The 25,551-nt window shown below is 66.5% G+C and carries 12 protein-coding genes, 1 tRNA gene and 3 rRNA genes; 13 read left to right on the plus strand and 3 right to left on the minus strand.

The features are described 5' to 3' along the window. Positions 1-12: 12 nt before the first annotated feature. The gene (locus CEB94_RS29650; RefSeq protein WP_175435086.1) at positions 13-468 is read left to right on the plus strand and encodes a tetratricopeptide repeat protein; all 456 of its coding nucleotides are present in this window, start codon (positions 13-15) and stop codon (positions 466-468) included. Between the two features lie 74 nt (positions 469-542). On the opposite strand, the gene CEB94_RS29655 is transcribed toward CEB94_RS29650, so the two are convergent. Both CEB94_RS29655 and CEB94_RS29660 read right to left on the minus strand, forming a co-directional pair. Then, positions 543-1,097: a hypothetical protein gene (locus CEB94_RS29655; protein WP_175435087.1), complete on the minus strand. Its 555-nt coding sequence runs from the start codon at positions 1,095-1,097 to the stop codon at positions 543-545. Positions 1,098-1,209: 112 nt separating this feature from the next. After that, a complete protein-coding gene (locus CEB94_RS29660) occupies positions 1,210-1,449 on the minus strand; it encodes a hypothetical protein (protein ID WP_175435088.1) in 240 nt (79 codons plus the stop codon). 176 nt (positions 1,450-1,625) lie between these two features. Here CEB94_RS29660 and thyX point away from each other — a divergent pair, with 176 nt between their 5' ends. The 8 genes from thyX to CEB94_RS29700 all read left to right on the plus strand — a co-directional run bounded on the left by thyX (position 1,626) and on the right by CEB94_RS29700 (position 11,904). Continuing rightward, complete coding sequence (gene thyX, locus CEB94_RS29665) at positions 1,626-2,366, plus strand: FAD-dependent thymidylate synthase (RefSeq protein ID WP_175435089.1); 741 nt, start codon at positions 1,626-1,628, stop codon at positions 2,364-2,366. 209 nt (positions 2,367-2,575) lie between these two features. Beyond that, complete coding sequence (gene dapA / locus CEB94_RS29670; protein WP_175435090.1) at positions 2,576-3,475, plus strand: 4-hydroxy-tetrahydrodipicolinate synthase; 900 nt, start codon at positions 2,576-2,578, stop codon at positions 3,473-3,475. A gap of 155 nt (positions 3,476-3,630) precedes the next feature. Then, positions 3,631-5,316, plus strand: coding sequence for a ribonuclease J (locus CEB94_RS29675; protein WP_175435091.1), 1,686 nt, complete (start codon positions 3,631-3,633; stop codon positions 5,314-5,316). Between the two features lie 505 nt (positions 5,317-5,821). Next, positions 5,822-7,347, plus strand: a 16S ribosomal RNA gene (locus tag CEB94_RS29680). A 299-nt stretch (positions 7,348-7,646) separates the two neighbouring features. Beyond that, positions 7,647-10,768: ribosomal RNA gene (locus tag CEB94_RS29685) — 23S ribosomal RNA — on the plus strand. 95 nt (positions 10,769-10,863) lie between these two features. Further along, positions 10,864-10,980: ribosomal RNA gene (gene rrf, locus CEB94_RS29690) — 5S ribosomal RNA — on the plus strand. The 16S, 23S and 5S rRNA genes sit together here, the layout of an rRNA operon. A gap of 114 nt (positions 10,981-11,094) precedes the next feature. Further along, a complete protein-coding gene (locus CEB94_RS29695) occupies positions 11,095-11,757 on the plus strand; it encodes a DegT/DnrJ/EryC1/StrS family aminotransferase (RefSeq protein ID WP_175435092.1) in 663 nt (220 codons plus the stop codon). Positions 11,758-11,831: 74 nt separating this feature from the next. Beyond that, a tRNA-Thr gene (locus CEB94_RS29700) sits at positions 11,832-11,904 on the plus strand. 47 nt (positions 11,905-11,951) lie between these two features. Here the strand turns inward: CEB94_RS29700 and CEB94_RS29705 are convergent. Next, positions 11,952-14,702, minus strand: coding sequence for a SpoIIE family protein phosphatase (locus tag CEB94_RS29705; RefSeq protein ID WP_175435093.1), 2,751 nt, complete (start codon positions 14,700-14,702; stop codon positions 11,952-11,954). A 380-nt stretch (positions 14,703-15,082) separates the two neighbouring features. Between CEB94_RS29705 and CEB94_RS29710 the strand changes: the two genes are divergently transcribed. The 4 genes from CEB94_RS29710 to CEB94_RS29725 all read left to right on the plus strand — a co-directional run bounded on the left by CEB94_RS29710 (position 15,083) and on the right by CEB94_RS29725 (position 25,535). Beyond that, positions 15,083-20,554: a HAMP domain-containing protein gene (locus tag CEB94_RS29710; protein ID WP_175435094.1), complete on the plus strand. Its 5,472-nt coding sequence runs from the start codon at positions 15,083-15,085 to the stop codon at positions 20,552-20,554. A gap of 307 nt (positions 20,555-20,861) precedes the next feature. Continuing rightward, positions 20,862-21,542: a response regulator gene (locus CEB94_RS29715; RefSeq protein ID WP_175435095.1), complete on the plus strand. Its 681-nt coding sequence runs from the start codon at positions 20,862-20,864 to the stop codon at positions 21,540-21,542. Positions 21,543-21,669: 127 nt separating this feature from the next. Then, positions 21,670-24,423: a DNA translocase FtsK gene (locus tag CEB94_RS29720; protein ID WP_175435096.1), complete on the plus strand. Its 2,754-nt coding sequence runs from the start codon at positions 21,670-21,672 to the stop codon at positions 24,421-24,423. Positions 24,424-24,686: 263 nt separating this feature from the next. Next, complete coding sequence (locus CEB94_RS29725; protein WP_175435097.1) at positions 24,687-25,535, plus strand: helix-turn-helix domain-containing protein; 849 nt, start codon at positions 24,687-24,689, stop codon at positions 25,533-25,535. Positions 25,536-25,551: the final 16 nt, after the last annotated feature.

A 25,551-nucleotide genomic window follows, 5' to 3' on the forward strand; every position in this document is an offset into this window, starting at 1 on the left:
CCTCTGACCGTCATGCGCGCGAAGCTCACCTACGCCCTCACCGCCGCCGTCCTGGTCGTCTACTTCGTCCTGGTCGGCAGCCGCGGCGTCCTGCTCATCGAGACCGGCACACCCCTCACCGTCACCTTCGGTGTCGCCGTGCTGATCCTGCCGGTCATCGGCCTGTGGTTCCTGTGGAAGAACACCCAGTTCGCCCGCAAGGCCGGCCAACTCGCCGCCGAACTCGACGCCGAGGGCGGGCTGCCCGTCGACGAACTGCGGCGCACCCCCAGCGGACGCATCGACCGCGACTCGGCCGACGAGGTCTTCGCCAAGCGCAAGGCCGAGACGGAGGACGCCCCCGACGACTGGCGCACCTGGTTCCGCCTCGCCGTCGCCTACCACGACGCCCGCGACACCCCGCGCGCCCGCAAGGCGATGCAGCGCGCGATCGCCCTGCACGACGGCAAGCAGCCCGAAGCCGCCTGAACCACACCCCACTCATGCCGGCGGGGCCGGACCGCGCATACGGTCCGGCCCCGCCGGCATGAGGGTCGAGGACGTCAGCGCGGGCCGTACTCCTCGGTCCACGCCTCCACCGCGTCGGCCGCCCTGTCGAAGGCCTCCATGCGGCCCACGAAGTCCGCGTTGTGCGTCGTCATCAGGGGCAGCACACCGCCCGCGTCCCGGCCCTGGCGTCCGAGCAGCAGCGCCTGTCCCTGCACGGTCCGGGGCAGTCCCAGCCAGCGCACCGGCTGCTGCACCGTACGTACGGAGACGACCTGCTCCCAGGACGTCGTACGCGTCGTGAGGAAACCCGCGTGCCGCAGCCCGCGGGCGCTGACCCACACGCCCATGCGCAGCAGCCGCAGCGCCGCGGCGATGACGAGCAGCGCGAGAGCGAACACCACAGCGGCCGACGTCAGTTGGGCCGTCACGGCGATGATGACCGCCGCGAACAGCACGAACGAGGCGAGCAGCAGCGCGAGCGCGGCAACCGCGACGCGCCAGGGCCCGGGCCGGTACGGCCGCCGCCAGCGGTCACGGTCGTCGTAGGGCAACGGAACGTCGTCCGCCGCCTCGAAAACGCGGTCGGCCGTCAGGAAGGGCAGGGGCACGGCTGGTCCTCACTCGATCCATGCGTGGGCTGTGCCCGGTGAGGCTACCGATCTGTGTCCCCGGTCACCACTGGCGGGGGGCCGGATGGAGTCACCGCCGGTGCGCTGCGGTTCAGCGCTTCTCGGACGCCTGCGACTGCTGAGGCTGATCAGCCGTCTTGCCGGGCGTCAGCGCGGGCGTCCCGATGACCAGGGACCCCACGAGCCCCGCCACGATGGTGAGCCCCAGCAGCCAACGGCCGGCCATCTGGCCGACGGACGACCGCTCGCGCGGTGGGGGAGTGACATTGCTGCGGAACCTGTCGGCCTCGGCGACGAAGGCAAACGGTACGGGTTCACGCCGACCGAACATCAGGGGTGCTTCTCCTTAAGGGGTGGAACGGATCACTGTCGTCTGTAGAGACGAACGAACTCCCTCGCAGGTGCCCTGTTTCACCGACTTCATTGCGGCACGGCACCGATCGCACGGGTTTCGCCGGGCCGTAGAGTGGCGTCGCCACACGACGAGATGGGAAGGCCCTGCCAACCGTGACCGACATCCCCGCCGACGACCTCAAGCCCAGCTACCGCAGTGACGTCACCGTCGAGCTGGTCAAGCACACCGCGTCCGACGCGGACGTCCTCTTCGCCGCCCGCGTCTCGACCCTCGGCGAGCAGTCCCTGGAAGAGCTGGGCAAGGACCCCGAGCGTTCCAAGGGCCTGATCAACTACCTGATGCGGGACCGGCACGGCAGCCCCTTCGAGCACAACTCGATGACCTTCCTCATCAGCGCCCCGATCTTCGTCTTCCGCGAGTTCATGCGGCACCGCGTCGGCTGGTCGTACAACGAGGAGAGCGGTCGCTACCGCGAGCTCCAGCCCGTCTTCTACGTCCCCGACGAGTCCCGCAAGCTGGTCCAGGAGGGCCGCCCGGGCAAGTACGTCTTCGTGGAGGGCACCCAGGCCCAGCAGGAGCTGGTCGGCCGCGTCATGGAGGACTCGTACCGGCAGGCGTACGAGGCCTACCAGGAGATGCTCGCCGCCGGCGTCGCCCGCGAGGTGGCCCGCGCGGTCCTCCCGGTCGGCCTGTACTCCTCGATGTACGCCACCTGCAACGCCCGCTCGCTGATGCACTTCCTCGGCCTGCGCACCCAGCACGAGCTGGCCAGGGTCCCGTCCTTCCCGCAGCGCGAGATCGAGATGGTCGGCGAGAAGATGGAGGCCGAGTGGTCCCGGCTCATGCCGCTCACCTACGCCGCCTTCAACGCGAACGGACGCGTGGCGCCGTAAGCGCCCCAGCCCCCGGTCAGGTACAGATGTACGGTTCAGCCGCGCGAAGTGTCCGTATTGCGGCATTTGGAGAAGTTCATCTAGCCTGATCAAACGGGTCCGGCACTGCTTGAACCCCCGAGCAGGCAGTGCCGGGCTCCACCTTTGTCACGACTTGTCGCCTGCCCCGTGGGCAGACCCGGTCCTGAGCAACGAGTAGCGTGTAACCCATGGCTCCGACCTCGACTCCGCAGACCCCCTTCGGGCGGGTCCTCACCGCCATGGTCACGCCCTTCACGGCGGACGGCGCACTCGACCTCGACGGCGCTCAGCGACTCGCCACCCACCTGGTGGACGCAGGCAACGACGGCCTCGTCATCAACGGCACCACGGGCGAGTCCCCGACCACCAGCGACGCGGAGAAAGCGGATCTCGTACGGGCGGTCCTGGAGGCGGTCGGAGACCGCGCCCACGTGGTGGCCGGAGTCGGCACCAACGACACCCACCACAGCATGGAACTCGCCCGGACGGCGGAGCGCACCGGCGCACACGGCCTGCTCGTCGTGACGCCGTACTACAACAAGCCCCCGCAGGAGGGCCTCTACCGGCACTTCACGGCCGTCGCCGACACCACCGGCCTCCCGGTGATGCTCTACGACATCCCCGGCCGCAGCGGCGTCCCGATCAACACCGAGACGCTCGTCCGGCTCGCCGAGCACCCGCGGATCGTCGCCAACAAGGACGCCAAGGGCGACCTCGGCCGCGCCAGCTGGGCCATCGCCCGCTCCGGCCTCGCCTGGTACTCCGGCGACGACATGCTGAACCTGCCCCTGCTCTCGGTCGGCGCGGTCGGCTTCGTCTCTGTCGTCGGCCACGTCGTCACCCCCGAGCTGCGCGCCCTGGTCGAGGCATACACATCGGGCGACGTCCAGAAGGCCACCGAGATCCACCAGCAGCTGCTCGCCGTGTACACGGGCATGTTCCGCACCCAGGGCGTGATGACGACCAAGGCGGCGCTCGCTCTGCAGGGACTGCCCGGCGGGCCCCTGCGCGCCCCGATGGTCGAATGCGCGCCCGAGGAGATCGAGCAACTCAAGATCGATCTTGCCGCCGGCGGGGTACAGCTCTGACATCAGACTTCGCGCGGCCCCCCGCGCAACAGCTTCACAACTGAATAAGCGGGCCACCGGTGCCCGCATATCCCAAACAGACAACTGCTTCTGCACGAACGTCACGCGCGCCACGTGCCCCACCGGTACGTGGCGTGTGTGGTGAGGAGAGTCTTTTGAGTCATCCGCATCCCGAACTCCGCACGCCCCCGCCGCTCCCCGAAGGCGGCCTGCGGGTCACGCCGCTCGGCGGCCTCGGCGAAATCGGCCGGAACATGACGGTCTTCGAATTCGGCGGCCGCCTGCTGATCGTCGACTGCGGAGTGCTCTTCCCCGAGGAGGAGCAGCCCGGAATCGACCTGATCCTGCCGGACTTCTCGTCCATCAGGGACCGCCTCGACGACATCGAGGGCATCGTGCTCACGCACGGCCACGAGGACCACATCGGCGGCGTCCCCTTCCTCCTGCGCGAGAAGCCGGACATCCCGCTGATCGGCTCCAAGCTGACCCTCGCCCTCATCGAGGCCAAGCTCCAGGAGCACCGCATCCGCCCCTACACCCTGGAGGTGGTGGAGGGGCACCGTGAGCGCATCGGCCCCTTCGACTGCGAGTTCATCGCGGTCAACCACTCCATCCCGGACGCGCTGGCCGTGGCCATCCGCACCCCCGCGGGCATGGCGGTCCACACCGGCGACTTCAAGATGGACCAGCTCCCGCTGGACAGCCGCCTCACGGACCTCCACGCCTTCGCACGCCTGAGCGAGGAGGGCATCGACCTCCTCCTCTCGGACTCGACGAACGCCGAGGTCCCGGGGTTCGTCCCGCCCGAGCGGGAGATCTCCAACGTCCTGCGCCAGGTCTTCGCCGGCGCCCGCAAGCGCATCATCGTCGCGAGCTTCGCCAGCCACGTCCACCGCATCCAGCAGATCCTGGACGCGGCGCACGAGTACGGCCGCCGCGTGGCCTTCGTCGGCCGCTCGATGGTCCGCAACATGGGCATCGCCCGGGACCTGGGCTATCTGAAGGTCCCGCCGGGCCTGGTCGTGGACGTCAAGACGCTCGACGACCTCCCGGACAGCGAGGTGGTCCTGGTCTGCACGGGCTCCCAGGGCGAACCGATGGCGGCCCTGTCCCGCATGGCCAACCGCGACCACCAGATCCGCATCGTCCAGGGCGACACGGTGATCCTGGCGTCGTCCCTGATCCCCGGCAACGAGAACGCGGTCTACCGCGTGATCAACGGCCTCACCCGCTGGGGCGCCAACGTGGTCCACAAGGGCAACGCCAAGGTCCACGTCTCCGGCCACGCCTCCGCGGGCGAGCTGCTGTACTTCTACAACATCTGCCGCCCCAAGAACCTGATGCCGGTGCACGGCGAATGGCGCCACCTGCGCGCCAACGCCGAACTCGGCGCCCTCACCGGTGTCCCGCACGATCGCATCGTCATCGCCGAGGACGGCGTCGCCGTCGACCTCATCGAAGGCAAGGCGAAGATCTCCGGCAAGGTCCAGGCCGGCTACGTGTACGTCGACGGCCTCTCGGTCGGTGACGTGGGCGAGTCGGCACTGAAGGACCGCAGGATCCTCGGTGACGAGGGCATCATCTCGGTCTTCCTGGTCATCGACTCGTCCACAGGGAAGATCACCGGCGGCCCGCACATTCAGGCCCGGGGCTCCGGCATCGAGGACTCCGCCTTCGCTGACGTGACCCCGCGGATCACGGAGGTGCTCGAACGCTCCGCGCAGGACGGCGTGGTCGAGCCCCACCAGCTCCAGCAGCTGGTGCGCCGCACGCTGGGCAAGTGGGTCTCGGACACCTACCGGCGCCGGCCGATGATCCTGCCCGTGGTGGTGGAGGTCTGACGGTCCGTCGGACCTGAGCTCACGCCAACTGGGAGCGGGGCGCCTCGATTTGCATCGAGGCGCCCCGCTCCAGTAGGTTTACAACTCCTCCCGACGGGGCACCCGGGCCAACTCAGGCACCAGGACCATGCCCGGCCGGGAAGGGAAATCCGACTCAGAATCTTCTGATAAAGTCGGAGCCGCCGGAAAGGGAAACGCGGAAGCGGGAACCTGGAAAGCACCGAGGAAATCGGATCGGAAAGATCTGATAGAGTCGGAAACGCAAGACCGAAGGGAAGCGCCCGGAGGAAAGCCCGAGAGGGTGAGTACAAAGGAAGCGACCGTTCCTTGAGAACTCAACAGCGTGCCAAAAGTCAACGCCAGATATGTTGATACCCCGTCTCCGGCCATTACGGCTGGGACGAGGTTCCTTTGAAGAAAACACAGCGAGGACGCTGTGAACGGTCGGGCCTATTCCGCCTGACTGTTCCGCTCTCGTGGTGTTCATCCCGATTACGGGAAAACATTCACGGAGAGTTTGATCCTGGCTCAGGACGAACGCTGGCGGCGTGCTTAACACATGCAAGTCGAACGATGAACCACTTCGGTGGGGATTAGTGGCGAACGGGTGAGTAACACGTGGGCAATCTGCCCTTCACTCTGGGACAAGCCCTGGAAACGGGGTCTAATACCGGATAACACTTCCATCCTCCTGGGTGGAGGTTAAAAGCTCCGGCGGTGAAGGATGAGCCCGCGGCCTATCAGCTTGTTGGTGAGGTAATGGCTCACCAAGGCGACGACGGGTAGCCGGCCTGAGAGGGCGACCGGCCACACTGGGACTGAGACACGGCCCAGACTCCTACGGGAGGCAGCAGTGGGGAATATTGCACAATGGGCGAAAGCCTGATGCAGCGACGCCGCGTGAGGGATGACGGCCTTCGGGTTGTAAACCTCTTTCAGCAGGGAAGAAGCGAAAGTGACGGTACCTGCAGAAGAAGCGCCGGCTAACTACGTGCCAGCAGCCGCGGTAATACGTAGGGCGCGAGCGTTGTCCGGAATTATTGGGCGTAAAGAGCTCGTAGGCGGCTTGTCACGTCGGGTGTGAAAGCCCGGGGCTTAACCCCGGGTCTGCATTCGATACGGGCTAGCTAGAGTGTGGTAGGGGAGATCGGAATTCCTGGTGTAGCGGTGAAATGCGCAGATATCAGGAGGAACACCGGTGGCGAAGGCGGATCTCTGGGCCATTACTGACGCTGAGGAGCGAAAGCGTGGGGAGCGAACAGGATTAGATACCCTGGTAGTCCACGCCGTAAACGGTGGGAACTAGGTGTTGGCGACATTCCACGTCGTCGGTGCCGCAGCTAACGCATTAAGTTCCCCGCCTGGGGAGTACGGCCGCAAGGCTAAAACTCAAAGGAATTGACGGGGGCCCGCACAAGCAGCGGAGCATGTGGCTTAATTCGACGCAACGCGAAGAACCTTACCAAGGCTTGACATACACCGGAAACGTCTGGAGACAGGCGCCCCCTTGTGGTCGGTGTACAGGTGGTGCATGGCTGTCGTCAGCTCGTGTCGTGAGATGTTGGGTTAAGTCCCGCAACGAGCGCAACCCTTGTTCTGTGTTGCCAGCATGCCCTTCGGGGTGATGGGGACTCACAGGAGACCGCCGGGGTCAACTCGGAGGAAGGTGGGGACGACGTCAAGTCATCATGCCCCTTATGTCTTGGGCTGCACACGTGCTACAATGGCCGGTACAATGAGCTGCGATACCGTGAGGTGGAGCGAATCTCAAAAAGCCGGTCTCAGTTCGGATTGGGGTCTGCAACTCGACCCCATGAAGTCGGAGTTGCTAGTAATCGCAGATCAGCATTGCTGCGGTGAATACGTTCCCGGGCCTTGTACACACCGCCCGTCACGTCACGAAAGTCGGTAACACCCGAAGCCGGTGGCCCAACCCCTTGTGGGAGGGAGCTGTCGAAGGTGGGACTGGCGATTGGGACGAAGTCGTAACAAGGTAGCCGTACCGGAAGGTGCGGCTGGATCACCTCCTTTCTAAGGAGCACTTCTTACCGAGTTCGCTCGGTCAGAGGCCAGTACATCGGCGAATGTCTGATGCTGGTTGCTCATGGGTGGAACGTTGACTATTCGGCATACTTGATCGTCTTCTCCTTCTAGTACTGCTCTTCGGAGTGTGGAACGTTGAGGGGAGCGGGGAGTATGTCGGGCACGCTGTTGGGTGTCTGAGGGAATGGATTTCCTCAGTCGCCGGCCCCAGTGAACTCGCCTGTAAGGGTGGGGTGATGGGTGGCTGGTCGTTGTTTGAGAACTGCACAGTGGACGCGAGCATCTGTGGCCAAGTTTTTAAGGGCGCACGGTGGATGCCTTGGCACCAGGAACCGATGAAGGACGTGGGAGGCCACGATAGTCCCCGGGGAGTCGTCAACCAGGCTTTGATCCGGGGGTTTCCGAATGGGGAAACCCGGCAGTCGTCATGGGCTGTCACCCTTGCCTGAACACATAGGGCAAGTGGAGGGAACGCGGGGAAGTGAAACATCTCAGTACCCGCAGGAAGAGAAAACAACCGTGATTCCGGGAGTAGTGGCGAGCGAAACCGGATGAGGCTAAACCGTATACGTGTGAGACCCGGCAGGGGTTGCGTATGCGGGGTTGTGGGATCTCTCTTTTACGGTCTGCCGGCCGTGAGACGAGTCAGAAACCGTTGATGTAGGCGAAGGACATGCGAAAGGTCCGGCGTAGAGGGTAAGACCCCCGTAGTCGAAACATCAACGGCTCGTTTGAGAGACACCCAAGTAGCACGGGGCCCGAGAAATCCCGTGTGAATCTGGCGGGACCACCCGCTAAGCCTAAATATTCCCTGGTGACCGATAGCGGATAGTACCGTGAGGGAATGGTGAAAAGTACCGCGGGAGCGGAGTGAAATAGTACCTGAAACCGTGTGCCTACAAGCCGTGGGAGCGTCGGACGGAGAGCTTGCTCTTCGTCTCGTGACTGCGTGCCTTTTGAAGAATGAGCCTGCGAGTTTGCGGTGTGTTGCGAGGTTAACCCGTGTGGGGAAGCCGTAGCGAAAGCGAGTCCGAATAGGGCGTTTCAGTAGCACGCTCAAGACCCGAAGCGGAGTGATCTAGCCATGGGCAGGTTGAAGCGGAGGTAAGACTTCGTGGAGGACCGAACCCACCAGGGTTGAAAACCTGGGGGATGACCTGTGGTTAGGGGTGAAAGGCCAATCAAACTCCGTGATAGCTGGTTCTCCCCGAAATGCATTTAGGTGCAGCGTCGTGTGTTTCTTGCCGGAGGTAGAGCACTGGATAGGCGATGGGCCCTACCGGGTTACTGACCTTAGCCAAACTCCGAATGCCGGTAAGTGAGAGCGCGGCAGTGAGACTGTGGGGGATAAGCTCCATGGTCGAGAGGGAAACAGCCCAGAGCATCGACTAAGGCCCCTAAGCGTACGCTAAGTGGGAAAGGATGTGGAGTCGCAGAGACAACCAGGAGGTTGGCTTAGAAGCAGCCACCCTTGAAAGAGTGCGTAATAGCTCACTGGTCTAGTGATTCCGCGCCGACAATGTAGCGGGGCTCAAGCGTACCGCCGAAGTCGTGTCATTCACACAATAGGGCCAACGCCTGTGTGGATGGGTAGGGGAGCGTCGTGTGCCGGGTGAAGCAGCCGCGGAAGCGAGTTGTGGACGGTTCACGAGTGAGAATGCAGGCATGAGTAGCGATACAAACGTGAGAAACGTTTGCGCCGATTGACTAAGGGTTCCTGGGTCAAGCTGATCTGCCCAGGGTAAGTCGGGACCTAAGGCGAGGCCGACAGGCGTAGTCGATGGATAACCGGTTGATATTCCGGTACCCGCTGTGAAGCGTCAAACATCGAGCATCGTGATGCTAAGGCCGTGAAGCCGTTCCGGACCCTTCGGGGAAAGGAAAGTGGTGGAGCCGCCGGACCAAGCGGTTAGTAGGTGAGTGATGGGGTGACGCAGGAAGGTAGTCCATCCCGGGCGGTGGTTGTCCCGGGGTAAGGGTGTAGGACGTCAGGTAGGTAAATCCGCCTGGCAATAGTCTGAGACCTGATGCCGAGCCGATTGTGGTGAAGTGGATGATCCTATGCTGTCGAGAAAAGCCTCTAGCGAGTTTCATGGCGGCCCGTACCCTAAACCGACTCAGGTGGTCAGGTAGAGAATACCGAGGCGTTCGGGTGAACTATGGTTAAGGAACTCGGCAAAATGCCCCCGTAACTTCGGGAGAAGGGGGGCCATCACTGGTGAGAGGACTTGCTCCTCGAGCTGGGGGTGGCCGCAGAGACCAGCGAGAAGCGACTGTTTACTAAAAACACAGGTCCGTGCGAAGCCGTAAGGCGATGTATACGGACTGACGCCTGCCCGGTGCTGGAACGTTAAGGGGACCGGTTAGTCATGATTCGTCATGGCGAAGCTGAGAACTTAAGCGCCAGTAAACGGCGGTGGTAACTATAACCATCCTAAGGTAGCGAAATTCCTTGTCGGGTAAGTTCCGACCTGCACGAATGGCGTAACGACTTCTCGACTGTCTCAACCATAGGCCCGGTGAAATTGCACTACGAGTAAAGATGCTCGTTTCGCGCAGCAGGACGGAAAGACCCCGGGACCTTTACTACAGTTTGATATTGGTGTTCGGTTCGGCTTGTGTAGGATAGCTGGGAGACTTTGAACTCTGGACGCCAGTTCAGGGGGAGTCGTCGTTGAAATACCAGTCTGGTCGTGCTGGATGTCTAACCTGGGTCCGTGATCCGGATCAGGGACAGTGTCTGATGGGTAGTTTAACTGGGGCGGTTGCCTCCTAAAGAGTAACGGAGGCGCCCAAAGGTTCCCTCAGCCTGGTTGGCAATCAGGTGTTGAGTGTAAGTGCACAAGGGAGCTTGACTGTGAGACCGACGGGTCGAGCAGGGACGAAAGTCGGGACTAGTGATCCGGCGGTGGCTTGTGGAAGCGCCGTCGCTCAACGGATAAAAGGTACCCCGGGGATAACAGGCTGATCTTCCCCAAGAGTCCATATCGACGGGATGGTTTGGCACCTCGATGTCGGCTCGTCGCATCCTGGGGCTGGAGTCGGTCCCAAGGGTTGGGCTGTTCGCCCATTAAAGCGGTACGCGAGCTGGGTTTAGAACGTCGTGAGACAGTTCGGTCCCTATCCGCTGTGCGCGTAGGAATATTGAGAAGGGCTGTCCCTAGTACGAGAGGACCGGGACGGACGAACCTCTGGTGTGCCAGTTGTCCTGCCAAGGGCATGGCTGGTTGGCTACGTTCGGGAGGGATAACCGCTGAAAGCATCTAAGCGGGAAGCCTGCTTCGAGATGAGTATTCCCACCTCCTTGAGAGGGTAAGGCTCCCAGTAGACGACTGGGTTGATAGGCCGGATATGGAAGCACGGTAACGTGTGGAGTTGACCGGTACTAATAGGCCGAGGGCTTGTCCTCAGTTGCTCGCGTCCACTGTGTTGGTTCTGAAACCACGAACGGCCCCATGCCATGGTCACGGTATGGTGCGGCATAGTTCGACAGTTTCATAGTGTTTCGGTGGTTATAGCGTAGGGGAAACGCCCGGTTACATTCCGAACCCGGAAGCTAAGCCTTACAGCGCCGATGGTACTGCAGGGGGGACCCTGTGGGAGAGTAGGACGCCGCCGAACAATCATTGAAAGGGTTGGACCCGGAACTTCTGTTCCGGGTCCAACCCTTTTTTGTTGCGCGTCACTTGAAGTTCACGTTGCGCAACCAGCATGCACAGCATGGGTACTGCTGCAATGCTCAGGGCCGCCGGTGTCGGACTCGGTGACGAGGTCGTCGTGCCGGCCTTCGGGAACGTCGAGGTCGCCGAGGCCGTGGCCATGGCCGGGGCTCTGCCGGTGTTCGCCGACATAGATCCCGCCACCTACTGCCTCGACGCCGCTGCCGTGGAAGCGGCGCTCACCTCGCGGACCGCGGCCGTTGTCGTCGTCCACCGCTTCGGCCGGCTCGCCGACCTCGCGCGGCTGCACGCCCTCGGGCAGCGGCACGGACTGCTGGTGCTCGAGCAAGGGGAGTCCGAGGCGCCGTACGACGAGATAGCCCAGCGCAGGGAGCGGGCGGCCTATCTCGATGCGAAGTTGAGGGGTGTGCGGACACCGGACGACGGTGACGGGCACACCTATCAGCAGTACGTCGTGCGGGTTCCGGGCAATGGGCGGCCCGATCGGGATGCCTTTGCGCGGGCGGTGCGGGCCAGGGGAGTTGAGTGTCGAGTGCCGGTGAAGACACCCGTGCACAGGCTGCCCGAATTCCGGCGGTGTGTTTCGCTGCCGGAGACCGAACGGGCTTCTGACGAGACTCTTGCGCTGCCCGTGGATGCGTCGCTGACCAAGCGGGACATGCATCGGATCGTGTCCGCCTGCAATGCCCTCGGAGGGCTTCTTCAGCCCGCCTTCTGACGCGGTTGGGAGCACGGGCCTGTTCGGGGTATGATCTATTCCGTTGCCGCGAGGGAGACCTCGCAAAGCAACAGGCCCCTATAGCTCAGTCGGTAGAGCGTCTCCATGGTAAGGAGAAGGTCAACGGTTCGATTCCGTTTGGGGGCTCAAGTAGAAAAGGCCCCACCCTCACGGGTGGGGCCTTCTGCGTTTCTCTAGTCCTTGTGGAGGCCCGGGACGCGCATCGCCAGGATCGCCATGTCGTCCGAAGGGGCGTCCGACGCGAAGCGTTCCACCGCGCGCATGATGCGGGCCGCCACCGCGCCGGCCGTGAGACCCGTGCAGGTCGTGAGGACATCGGCGAGGCCGTCGTCGCCGAGCATGCGGGCGCCCTCCCGGCGTTCGGTGACGCCGTCCGTGACGCACAGGAGGACATCGCCCGGGTCGAGGGTGACGGTCTGCTCGTAGAGCTCCAGGTCCTCGATGACGCCGAGGAGCGGCTGGGGCTCCGCGGCCGGTTCGACCGTGCCGTCCTGGCGTAGGCGCAGCGGGAGCGGGTGGCCGGCGCAGACCACCTTCAGTTCCGCGCTGCCGTCCTCCTGCGGGCGCATCTCGCCGTAGAGGAGGGTGAGGAAGCGGCTTCGGGCGCCTTCGTCGAGGATGGCGGAGTTCAAGCGCTCCAGGACCGCCGGGCCGCTGAGGCCCTCGCGGGCCAGGAGGCGCAGGGCGTGGCGGGCCAGGCCGGTGACCGCCGCCGCGTTCGGGCCCGTACCGCAGACGTCGCCGATGGCGAAGCCGTAGGCGCCGTCGCGGATGGGGAAGACGTCGTAGAAGTCGCCGCCGACCTCGTTGCCCTCGCCCGCGGCGCGGTAGATGACCTCGACCTCGACGCCGTCGATCGTGGGGAGTTCCGGGGGGAGGAGGCTGCGCTGGAGGGCCTGGCTGATCGCCGTGCGTTCCGAGTAGAGGCGGGCGTTGTCCAGGGCCAGCGCGGCCCGTCGGGAGAGGTCCTCGGCGAGTTCCAGGATCTCCTGGCGGAAGTGTTCGTCGGTCGGCTTGCCCAGGGTCAGCATGCCGATGACGCGGTTGCGGGCGACCAGGGGGAGAACGACGGTCTCGCCGCCGACGGCGGAGGCGGTGGCCAGGGTGGGGCCGATGCCGGGTGTGACGCGGGTCGTGCTGCCGCTGAGGCCGAGGCTGCGCATGGAACTGCGCAGTGCGGCCCGGTGTGCCATCTCGCTGGGGGCCGACCAGACGCGGGCTCCCGGGGTGGGGACCGGGTCGGGCGGTGCGATCTTCGACAGCAGGGACTTGATGCCGTCGATGAGTTCCTCGTCCTCATGCAGGACGTACGACAGGTACGGCTCCGAGGCCTGGTGGGCGATGGTGTAGACGGCGCACCAGGTGGCGAGGGTAGGGACCGTCATCTGGGCCATCAGGGCCAGGGTCTGGTCGCGGTCCAGGGTGCCCGCGAGCAGGTCGGAGGCCTCGACCAGGAAGTTCAGGGAGCCGCGGCGCAGGCGTTCCAGTTCGCCGAGGCGGGCCGATTCGACGGCGAGTGCGATGCGGTCGGCGGCGAACTGGAGGCGCAGGGCCTCCTCGTTGGAGTATCTGCCGGGAGCCTCGGCGGCGACGCCGAGGGAGCCGGTGAGGCGGCCCTCGACCTTCAGCGGGACCGTGACGACCGAGCGCATGCCCGTGCCGTTCAGCAGCGGCACCGCGCCGGGGACCGCCGTCAGATCGTCGTGGACGGCCGGCATGCGGGCCGAACCGTAGCGGCCGGGGCCCGCCTCGACGGGGACGCGTGCGAAGCGCTGGCGGGCCGAGGGCAGGCCCGTGGAGGCGCGGACCTCCAGCTCCGTCTCGTCGTCGGTGGCGAGCAGGAGGAACGCCGAGTCGCCGTCGAGCATGTCGCGGGCCCGCTCCACCGTGCGCTGGAGGAGGCCGTCGAGGTCGTCCGGGGCGGGGTAGCCGATGAACACCTCGAAGGGGTCGGTGTTCTGGCCCTCGGAGCCGGAGGAGGTGTCGGAGGCGGGGACGCGCAGGGGCGTCTGCAGAACTGCCCGTTCGTGGTCCCGTACGAGGAGGCACACGGTTGACGGTTCGCCGCCGGTGTCGCGGACACGCAGGTGGGAGGCGTAGACGGGGGTGACGCGGCCGGTGGCGGCGCGGATGCCGTAGCTGCCTTCCCAGCGGGAGAGGCGCAGGGCCTCCGCGATGCCGGTGCTGGTGCCGGGGGTGTGCGGCCAGGCGGCGAGGTCGGTCAGGGGCTTGCCGGTGACCTGCTCGGCCGGGTAGCCGAAGAGTTCCTCGGCGTCCTCGTTCCAGGCGTTGATGTGGCCGGTGCGGTCGATCTGGATGACGGCCACGCGTACCCGGCCGTCGGCGAGGGGGAGGAGGTGGGACGGGAGGGCCGGTCCCGCCGCGCGGGTGCCCACCACGCGTGCGGGCAGGTCCAGTTGGAACCAGACGGTCTTGTGGGTGGGGATGTACTCGACGCCCCAGCGGCCGGCGAGGGCCGCGCACAGCTGGAGGCCGCGGCCGCCCTCGCGGTCGGGGCTGCCCATGTTGACGGCCGTGGCCTGCAGGGGGATCTCGCGTTCGGGGTAGCGGTCGGCCACCTCGATGCGTACGCCCTCGTCGCTGCGCAGGCAGAGCACGTCGGCGGAGGTACCGGCGTGGACCACGGCGTTGGTCACCAGTTCGCTGGTGAGAACGACGGCGTCGTCGACGATGTCGGCGAAGCCCCAGCCCTGGAGGGTGTCGCGGACGAAGGAGCGGGCGCTCGCGACCGAGCGCCCCACGGGCTCGAAACTGGCGGCCGCGCGCGCGGTGATCACAGAACTCCTCGACCGGTTCTCGACGTGCTGGGCTGCGTGGCCGGCCGGCTCCCGCCGCTGTTGCGGCAGGGTGCCCGTCGGCCGGGGGTCCGGGGGCTGTCCCCCCGGGATCAGTCCGGTGGTCATGTGTGTGCGGCCGCCCCTCCGATGCCCGCTCGTCTTCGTGCCACCGCCCAGGCCGGACGGACCGGCGCGGCTGGACAGCCGGATGCAAGGTTACTTACCTTCGCGGTCCATGCGGATGCCGGTCTGCAGTGTTTCCGTCCGGAGGGTGTGCGGACGATGTGCGAAGCTGCCGAACTGTTATGGCCTGGTTCCGCCGGGGTGAAACACTGGGCAAGCTTCTTGTGAAGGGCCGGGCAGGCTGTGTGCCCGAAGCCGACCTTGGGCAGCAGCCCCCTGGAGACGGCCTGGTATGCAGGGCAGAGAATACGCAGTAGTAACTGGTACGCCGAGCGTGGTACCCGAGCACAGCAGTGACGGTCGACCCCTGCGGGAGGGACACAGTGGAGTCTGGCGCAGCGACGCGTGGCAAGAAAACGCGCGCGAAAGGCGGACAGTCCCCGATCAACCAGGGCAAGGTGCGTAGTGGCACGACCGAGGTGGACACGGCGGCCCTGAACCGGTTGATGGCGGCCTTGGTGTCGATGCGGGACGGGAACTTCCGCAAGCGGCTCACGGTGTCCGGGGACGGCGTGATGGCCGAGATCGCGGCGGTCTTCAACGAGGTGGCCGACCGCAATCTGCATCTGACGGGTGAGCTGTCGCGGGTGCGGCGGATGGTGGGCCGCGAGGGCAAGCTCACCGAGCGGCTGGAGACGGGTGCCTGTGAGGGCTCCTGGGCGACGGCGATCGACAACTCGAACGCCCTGGTGGACGACCTGGTGCGGCCGGTTTCCGAGGTCGGCCGGGTGCTGTCCGCGGTGGCGGAGGGTGATCTGTCGCCGCGGATGGAGCTGCGGACGCAGGTGCCGGACGGCAACAGTCAGCCGTTGCGGGGCGAGTTCCTGAAGGTCGGGCGGACCGTCAACAACCTGGTCGACCAGCTGTCGACGTTCACCGACGAGGTCACCCGGGTGGCCAGTGAGGTGGGCACCGAGGGCAAACTGGGCGGGCAGGCCCGGGTGCGAGGTATGTCGGGTTCGTGGCGCGATCTGACGGACTCCGTCAACACGATGGCGTACCGGCTGACGGCCCAGGTGAGGGACATCGCACTGGTGACGACAGCGGTCGCCAAGGGTGATCTGTCCCGCAAGGTCACGGTTCAGGTGGCCGGCGAGATGCTGGAGCTGAAGAACACCGTCAACACGATGGTGGACCAGCTCTCCGCGTTCTCCTCCGAGGTGACCCGGGTGGCCCGTGAGGTGGGCACCGAGGGTGCGCTGGGCGGTCAGGCGCAGGTGCCCGGGGTCGCGGGTGTGTGGAAGGAACTCACCGATTCGGTGAACACCATGGCCGGGAACCTCACGGCCCAGGTGCGCGGGATCGCGGAGGTGACGACCGCGGTCGCCAACGGTGATCTGTCGCGGAAGGTGACCGTGCCGGCGCGCGGTGAGGTCGCGCAGCTCGCCGAGACGATCAACCAGATGACCGAGACGCTGCGGATCTTCGCGGACGAGGTCACGCGGGTGGCCAACGAGGTCGGGGCCGAGGGGCGTCTCGGCGGTCAGGCGAACGTGCCGGGTGCGGCGGGGACGTGGAAGGACCTCACCGATTCGGTGAACACGGTCTTCCGGAACCTGACCACTCAGGTGAGGGACATCGCCGCGGTGACGACGGCGGTGGCCAATGGTGACCTGTCGCAGAAGGTCACGGTGGACGTGGCCGGCGAGATGCTGGAGCTGAAGAACACCGTCAACACGATGGTGGACCAGCTGTCTGCCTTCGGTGCCGAAGTGACGCGTGTGGCGCGGGAGATCGGTGTCGAGGGTGAGCTGGGCGGCCAGGCGCAGGTGCCGGGCGCGGCGGGGACGTGGAAGGACCTGACGGACTCCGTCAACACGGCGTTCCGCAACCTCACCGGTCAGGTGAGGAACATCGCCCAGGTGACGACGGCGGTGGCCAACGGCGACCTCTCGCAGAAGGTCACCGTCGACGTCTCCGGCGAGATGCTCAAGCTGAAGAACACCGTGAACACGATGGTGGACCAGCTGTCGAGCTTCGCCGACCAGGTGACGCGGATGGCCCGGGACGTGGGCACGGAGGGCCGCCTGGGCGGTCAGGCGCGCGTCGACGGTGTGTCGGGCACGTGGAAGGAGCTCACCGACTCCGTCAACTCGATGGCCGGGAACCTCACTTCCCAGGTGCGCAACATCGCGCAGGTGACGACGGCCGTGGCCCGGGGTGACCTGTCGCAGAAGATCGATGTGGACGCGCGCGGGGAGATCCTGGAGCTGAAGAACACCATCAACACGATGGTCGACCAGCTCTCGGCCTTCGCCGACCAGGTGACCCGGGTCGCGCGTGAGGTGGGTACGGACGGCCGGCTGGGCGGTCAGGCGCAGGTGCCGGGTGTGGCCGGTGTGTGGCGTGACCTGACGGATTCCGTGAACGGCATGGCGTCCAACCTGACCGGCCAGGTGCGCAACATCGCCCAGGTGGCCACGGCCGTGGCCCGGGGCGACCTGTCCCAGAAGATCACCGTGGACGCGCGCGGGGAGATCCTGGAGCTGAAGAACACCCTGAACACGATGGTGGACCAGCTGTCGTCCTTCGCCGAAGAGGTCACGCGTGTGGCCCGTGAGGTGGGTACGGAGGGCATCCTGGGCGGTCAGGCCGAGGTGCAGGGTGTCTCCGGCACCTGGAAGGACCTCACCCAGTCCGTGAACGGCATGGCGAACAACCTGACCATCCAGGTGCGCAACATCGCCGAGGTCACAACAGCGGTGGCCCGGGGAGATCTGTCGAAGAAGATCACCGTCGACGCCAAGGGCGAGATCCTCGAACTGGTCACGACGGTCAACACCATGGTCGACCAGCTGTCGTCCTTCGCCGAGCAGGTGACCCGGGTGGCCCGTGAGGTGGGCACCGAGGGCATTTTGGGCGGCCAGGCGCACGTGCCGGGTGTCACGGGCATCTGGAAGGACCTGAGCGACAACGTCAACCTGATGGCCAAGAACCTCACCACTCAGGTGCGGAACATCTCCCAGGTCTCGGCGGCGGTCGCCAACGGTGACCTGACGCGGCAGGTCACCATCGAGGCGCGCGGTGAGGTCGCGCAGCTCGCCGACACCATCAACACGATGGTGAAGACGCTGAGTTCGTTCGCCGAACAGGTCACCAAGGTGGCCCGTGAGGTGGGCACCGACGGCATCCTCGGCGGCCAGGCGCACGTACCGGGTGTGGCCGGTACGTGGAAGGACCTGACCGAGTCCGTGAACCAGATGGCGTCCAACCTGACCGGCCAGGTGCGCAACATCGCCATGGTGACCACGGCCATCGCCAAGGGTGACCTGACGAAGAAGATCGACATCGACGCGCGCGGCGAGATCCTCGAGCTGAAGACGACTATCAACACGATGGTCGACCAGCTGTCGTCCTTCGCGGAGGAGGTCACCCGGGTCGCCCGCGAGGTGGGCACCGAAGGGCAGCTCGGCGGCCAGGCACGCGTGCGTGACGTGGACGGCACCTGGCGGGACCTGACCGAGTCGGTGAACGAGATGGCCGGGAACCTGACCCGGCAGGTGCGTGCCATCGCGCGCGTGGCGACCGCGGTGACCCGCGGCGATCTGAACCTGAAGATCGACGTGGACGCGTCCGGAGAGATCCAGGAGCTTCAGGACTACATCAACAAGATGATCGCCAACCTGCGCGACACCACGATCGCCAACAAGGAGCAGGACTGGCTCAAGGGCAACCTGGCCCGGATCTCCGCGCTGATGCAGGGGCGCCGCGACCTGGAGGACGTGGCCTCGCTGATCATGAGCGAGCTCACCCCGGTGGTCTCCGCGCAGCACGGCGCGTTCTTCGTGGCGATGCCGCTGGTCGACGGCGAGGACGTGAACGCCGCGGACGACGACCAGTACGAGCTGCGCATGCTCGGCTCGTACGGCTACTCGATGGGCTCCATGCCGACGTCGTTCCAGCCGGGGGAGGCGCTGGTCGGGACGGCCGCCGAGGAGAAGCGCACGATCCTGGTGGAGAACGCGCCGAGCGGCTATCTGAGGATCTCCTCCGGGCTGGGTGAGGCGCCGCCCGCGCAGGTGATCGTGCTGCCGGTGCTGTTCGAGGGCAGTGTGCTCGGGGTGATCGAGCTGGCGTCGTTCACGCCGTTCACACAGATCCAGAAGGACTTCCTCAACCAGATCGCGGAGATGATCGCGACGAGCGTCAACACCATCTCCGTCAACACCAAGACCGAGCTGCTGCTGGCGCAGTCGCAGGAGCTGACCGAGCAACTGCGGGAGCGTTCGGCGGAGTTGGAGCAGCGGCAGAAGGCCCTCCAGGCGTCCAACGCCGAACTGGAGGAGAAGGCCGAGCTGCTGGCCCAGCAGAACCGCGACATCGAGGTGAAGAACACCGAGATCGAGGAGGCGCGCCAGGTCCTGGAGGAGCGCGCCGAGCAGCTCGCGGTGTCGATGCGCTACAAGAGCGAGTTCCTGGCGAACATGTCGCACGAGCTGCGTACGCCGCTCAACTCGCTGCTCATCCTGGCCAAGCTGCTCGCCGACAACGCCGAGGGGAACCTCTCCCCGAAGCAGGTCGAGTTCGCCGAGACGATCCACGGGGCCGGTTCCGACCTGCTCCAGCTCATCAACGACATCCTCGACCTGTCGAAGGTCGAGGCGGGCAAGATGGACGTCTCCCCGACACGGATCGCGCTCGTCCAGCTCGTGGACTACGTGGAGGCCACCTTCCGCCCGCTGACCGCGGAGAAGGGCCTGGACCTGTCCGTGCGGGTGTCGCCGGAGCTGCCCGCGACGCTGCACACCGACGAGCAGCGGCTGCTCCAGGTGCTGCGCAACCTGCTGTCGAACGCGGTGAAGTTCACCGACTCCGGGTCGGTGGAGCTGGTGATCAGGCCGGCGCGGGACGACGTGCCGCAGAAGATCCGGGAGCAGTTGCTGGAGACCGGGTCGCTGACCGACCCGGACGCCGAGCTGATCGCGTTCTCCGTGACCGACACCGGGATCGGCATCGCGTCCAGCAAGATGCGGGTGATCTTCGAGGCGTTCAAGCAGGCCGACGGCACGACCAGCCGCAAGTACGGCGGTACGGGTCTCGGGTTGTCCATCTCGCGGGAGATCGCTCAGCTGCTCGGCGGTGAGATTTACGCGCAGAGCGAGCCGGGCCGTGGCTCGACGTTCACGCTGTATCTGCCGCTGCACCCCAGCGAACTGCCGCCGCAGGGCTACCAGCAGCAGCTGCCCGCCCTGGAGGCCGGCGACCTGGTGGCGTCGAAGTCCGACCCGTCCGAGCTGTCGGATGTGGAGGCCGAGACGCCGGCCGAGGTGTCGTCGTACCGCGAGACGCAGAACGGGCCGGCCGCCCTGTTCCGGCGGCGCCGCAGGATGCCCGAGCTGCCGCCGCGCTCCGCGCAGCTGGAGCAGTGGACCCCGTCCGAGCAGGAGCCGGCGCCGAGGCCGAACCGCGGCATCCGGTTCGGCGGCCAGAAGGTCCTGATCGTCGACGACGACATCCGCAACGTCTTCGCCCTGACCAGCGTCCTGGAGCAGCACGGCCTGTCCGTGCTGTACGCCGAGAACGGCCGCGAGGGTATCGAGGTCCTGGAGCAGCACGACGACGTGGCGGTCGTGCTGATGGACATCATGATGCCCGAGATGGACGGGTACGCGACGACCACGGCGATCCGCAGGATGCCGCAGTTCGCCGGGCTGCCGATCATCGCGCTGACCGCGAAGGCGATGAAGGGCGACCGCGAGAAGGCGATCGAGTCGGGCGCTTCCGACTACGTGACCAAGCCGGTCGACCCCGATCACCTGCTGGCGGTGATGGATCAGTGGATGCGAGGGGAATGAGGGGAACGTTGGGCAGTTGCGCGACCATGACGGGAAGGTTCGGTGTTCACGCGCTGTCGCCGACCCGGTGTGCGCATAGTCGTGTAGAAGTACAAGATCTGGGGAACCTTCTGGTCTCCCGCTGCGTTTCCGCTACGTGCACAGTGACATCACGGTGACAGGGTGTGGTGACGGGCGGGGTGCGGCTACGATGACCGGCACAAGGACGGGCGGCGCAAGGGAGTCGTCCCCTGGGGCGGCACCCACCGGTGCTGCCGCAGGTCCTGCGGACAGGGGAGGCCCCACGCCGGGGCGAGGAGGGCGGGCCATGGTGCAGAAGGCCAAGATCCTCCTGGTCGATGACCGGCCGGAGAATCTGCTGGCGCTGGAGGCGATCCTCTCTGCGCTCGATCAGACGCTGGTGCGGGCATCGTCCGGGGAGGAAGCGCTCAAAGCGCTGCTCACGGACGACTTCGCGGTCATCCTGCTGGACGTCCAGATGCCGGGCATGGACGGCTTCGAGACGGCCGCGCACATCAAGCGCCGCGAGCGGACCCGGGATATCCCGATCATCTTCCTCACGGCGATCAACCACGGCCCGCACCACACCTTCCGGGGCTACGCGGCGGGCGCGGTGGACTACATCTCCAAGCCGTTCGACCCGTGGGTGCTGCGCGCGAAGGTCTCCGTCTTCGTCGAGCTGTACATGAAGAACTGCCAGCTGCGGGAGCAGGCGTCGCTGCTGCGGCTCCAGTTGGAGGGCAACGGCAAGGACACGGGCGGCGAGGCCAAGGAGTCGGCCGGGCTGCTCGCGGAGCTCTCCGCACGGCTCGCGGCCGTCGAGGAGCAGGCCGAAGCGCTGACCAAACAGCTCAACGACGAGTCGACGGACGCCGCCGCGGTGGCCACGGCGGCTCATCTGGAGCGCAAGCTCACGGGGTTGCGGCGGGCGCTGGACGCGCTGGAGCCGGGCACCGGGAGCCCCTCCTCGGTGTCTTCGCAGAACTGACGTGTGCGCAGGCGGGATTGTCCGCCCGTGACCGCGCGTCAGTTTTGTGCCTCTCCCGGAGCGACACGAACGGGTGAAGCGGTAGACACGCGTGTCCCCTGTCGTCTCCCCCGGTAACCTCACACCCATGGCCTCACGTCCCTCCGCAGCCAAGAAGCCGCCGCCCGCGAAGAAGGCGGCCGGGAAGGCTCCGGCGAAGAAGGCCGCCGCCAAGAAGGCTCCCGCGAAGAAGGCGCCCGCCAGGAAGGCCGCGGCCAAGAAGGTCGCGCCCAGACCGGCCCCCAGCCCCACCGGCGGCATCTACCGGCTCGTGCGCGCCGTGTGGCTCGGTGTGGCGCACGCCGTCGGCGCCGTGTTCCGCGGCATAGGGCAGGGCGCCAAGAACCTCGACCCGGCCCACCGCAAGGACGGTGTCGCCCTGCTGCTGCTCGGCATCGCTCTGATCGTCGCCGCGGGCACCTGGGCCGATCTCAAGGGCCCCGTCGGCGACCTCGTCGAGATCCTGGTGACCGGCGCCTTCGGCCGGCTCGACCTGCTCGTACCGATACTCCTCGCCGTCATCGCCGTGCGGTTCATCCGCCACCCGGAGCAGCCCGAGGCCAACGGACGCATCGTCATCGGCCTGTCCGCGCTCGTCATCGGCGTGCTCGGCCAGGTGCACGTCGCGTGCGGCTCACCCGCGCGCGGGGACGGCATGCAGGCCATAAGGGACGCCGGCGGTCTCATCGGCTGGGCCATGGCGACCCCGCTGTCGTACGCCATGGGTGACGTGCTCGCCGTGCCGCTTTTGGTGCTGCTGACGGTTTTCGGGCTGCTGGTCGTCACGGCCACCCCGGTCAACGCCATCCCGCAGCGGCTGCGGCTGCTCGGGGTGCGTCTCGGGATCGTCCGCGACCCGGCCGAGGACGAGTTCGGGTTCGCCGAGGACGACGAGCGCTACGAGGAGCAGTGGCGCGAGGCCCTGCCCGCGCGCCCGCGCGGCAGGCGCGCGCCGGCGCCCGCGGCGTACGACCCGGACGGTGCCGAGCAGGAGGCCCTCACGCGGCGCCGGGGCCGTCCCCGCCGCTCGGCGGTGCCGCAGCCCGACATGGACCGGCCCAGGGACGCCGTGGACGTCGCCGCTGCGGCCGCCGCCGCGCTCGACGGTGCCGTGCTGCACGGCATGCCGCCCTCGCCGATCGTCGCCGACCTCACCCAGGGCGTGCGGGTGGGGGACCAGGAGGCGACCACGCCGACGCCCGTCCCGGCCGCGCGCCCCCAGCAGGAGAAGCTCAAGCAGGAAAAGCCCGAGCAGGACAAGCCCGAGCCGCAGAAGCCGAAGGCGGGCGTCCGCGACCTCACCAAGTCCCCGCCCTCCAAGCCCCGCGACCTGCCCCCGCGCGCGGAGCAGCTCCAGCTCTCCGGCGACATCACGTACTCCCTGCCGTCCCTCGACCTGCTGGAGCGCGGCGGCCCGGGCAAGGCCCGCAGCGCCGCCAACGACCTCATCGTCGAGTCACTGACCACTGTCTTCACCGAGTTCAAGGTGGACGCCAGTGTCACCGGCTTCACCCGAGGGCCGACGGTCACGCGCTACGAGGTCGAGCTCGGCCCCGCCGTGAAGGTCGAGCGGATCACCGCGCTGACCAAGAACATCGCCTACGCCGTCGCCTCCCCGGACGTACGGATCATCAGCCCGATCCCCGGCAAGTCGGCGGTCGGCATCGAGATCCCCAACACCGACCGGGAGATGGTCAACCTCGGCGACGTCCTGCGTCTGGCGGAGTCCGCCGAGGACGACGACCCGATGCTGGTCGCGTTCGGCAAGGACGTCGAGGGCGGCTACGTCATGCACTCGCTGGCGAAGATGCCGCACATGCTGGTCGCGGGGGCCACCGGCTCCGGCAAGTCGTCCTGCATCAACTGCCTGATCACCTCGGTCATGATGCGGGCGACCCCCGAGGACGTGCGGATGATCCTGGTCGACCCCAAGCGGGTCGAGCTGACCGCCTACGAGGGCATCCCGCACCTGATCACGCCGATCATCACCAACCCCAAGCGGGCCGCCGAGGCCCTCCAGTGGGTCGTACGCGAGATGGACCTGCGCTACGACGACCTGGCGGCCTACGGCTACCGGCACATCGACGACTTCAACCGGGCCGTGCGCGAGGGCAAGGCCAAGCCGCCCGAGGGCAGCGAGCGCGAGCTCCACCCGTACCCCTACCTGCTGGTCATCGTCGACGAGCTCGCCGACCTGATGATGGTCGCGCCGCGGGACGTCGAGGACGCGATCGTGCGCATCACGCAGCTCGCGCGCGCGGCCGGCATCCACCTGGTGCTCGCCACGCAGCGGCCGTCGGTGGACGTCGTCACCGGTCTCATCAAGGCGAACGTGCCGTCGCGGCTGGCGTTCGCCACGTCCTCGCTGGCCGACTCGCGGGTCATCCTCGACCAGCCCGGCGCCGAGAAGCTCATCGGCAAGGGCGACGGGCTGTTCCTGCCGATGGGGGCCAACAAGCCCACCCGTATGCAGGGCGCCTTCGTCACCGAGGAGGAGATCGCGGGCGTCGTCCAGCACTGCAAGGACCAGATGACCCCCGTCTTCCGGGACGACGTCGTCGTGGGCACGAAGCAGAAGAAGGAGATCGACGAGGACATCGGCGACGACCTCGACCTGCTGTGCCAGGCGGCCGAACTGGTCGTCTCCACGCAGTTCGGGTCGACGTCCATGCTCCAGCGCAAGCTGCGCGTCGGCTTCGCCAAGGCCGGCCGGCTGATGGACCTGATGGAGTCCCGGAACATCGTCGGACCGAGCGAGGGTTCGAAGGCACGTGACGTTCTTGTGAAGCCTGATGAGCTGGATGGCGTGCTCGCCCTGATCCGGGGGGAGTCTGAAGAGTAGGGAAACGGGACACGGTGATCGCCTCGCGGGGCGTTACGGCAATCGGGTGTCCGGATCGTGACTCACCCGTAAGGGATCATCGAGCAACCGTTTCCCTTCGGCGTACGTCAAGTTGAGGGAAGCGACAAGCAGCGAACCCACCATCGGAATGTCGGGCCATTCCGATGGCGTACAAAGTGACACCGCCCGGTTGCCCCACCCTTTTGGTACCCCCCTAGACTGAACTTCCAGCACAGGCGGCTACACGCTCGAAAGGCGCCCCCGTGTCCATCGGCAACTCCCCTGAAGACGAGCGTCCGTTCGAAAACGAGCACGTCGAAGCAGACCGTGAGGAAGCCCGCCCCTCCATCGGCCATGCCCTGCAGCAGGCTCGTATCGCCGCCGGGCTGACCGTCGACGACGTCAGTAGCGCCACCCGGGTCCGCATGAACATCGTGCACGCGATCGAGGCGGACGACTTCTCCCCCTGCGGTGGGGACGTCTACGCCCGTGGGCACATCAGGACCCTGGCCAAGGCCGTCAACCTCGATCCCGCGCCGCTGCTCGCCCAGTACGGCGACGAGCACGGCGGGCGTCCGGCACCGACCCCGGCAGCCCCTCTCTTCGAGGCGGAACGTATCCGTCCGGAGCGGCGGGGGCCCAACTGGACCGCGGCCATGGTCGCCGCGATCGTCGCCGTGATCGGCTTCGTCGGGTTCACCATGTTCCAGGGCGGGGACGACGGTGCCAACGAGGCGAACGTGGCCGAGGGCTCCACGCCCGGCGACTCCGCCTCCCCGACCACCAAGACCAAGAAGCCCGCAGACCCCAAGCCCGAGCCGTCCGACAGCGCCATCGCGGCCGCGCCGCAGGACAAGGTGACCGTCCGGGTGGCCGCCGTCGACGACCGCAGCTGGATCGCCGCCAAGGACCACAACGGCCGGATGATCTTCGATGGTGTCCTCAAGCGGGGCGACTCGAAGACTTTCCAGGACAGCTCGAAGGTCCACCTCGTTCTCGGCGACGCCGGCGCGATCGACCTCTTCGTCAACGGCAAGAAGATCGAGGAGAACTTCCAGCCGGGCTCCGTCGAGCGCCTGACCTACACGAAGGGCGACCCCGAGGCCGGGTGATCAGACCGAAAGGTCC

The sequence above is a fragment of the Streptomyces hawaiiensis genome, from assembly GCF_004803895.1.
Taxonomy (GTDB): Bacteria; Actinomycetota; Actinomycetes; order Streptomycetales; family Streptomycetaceae; genus Streptomyces; species Streptomyces hawaiiensis.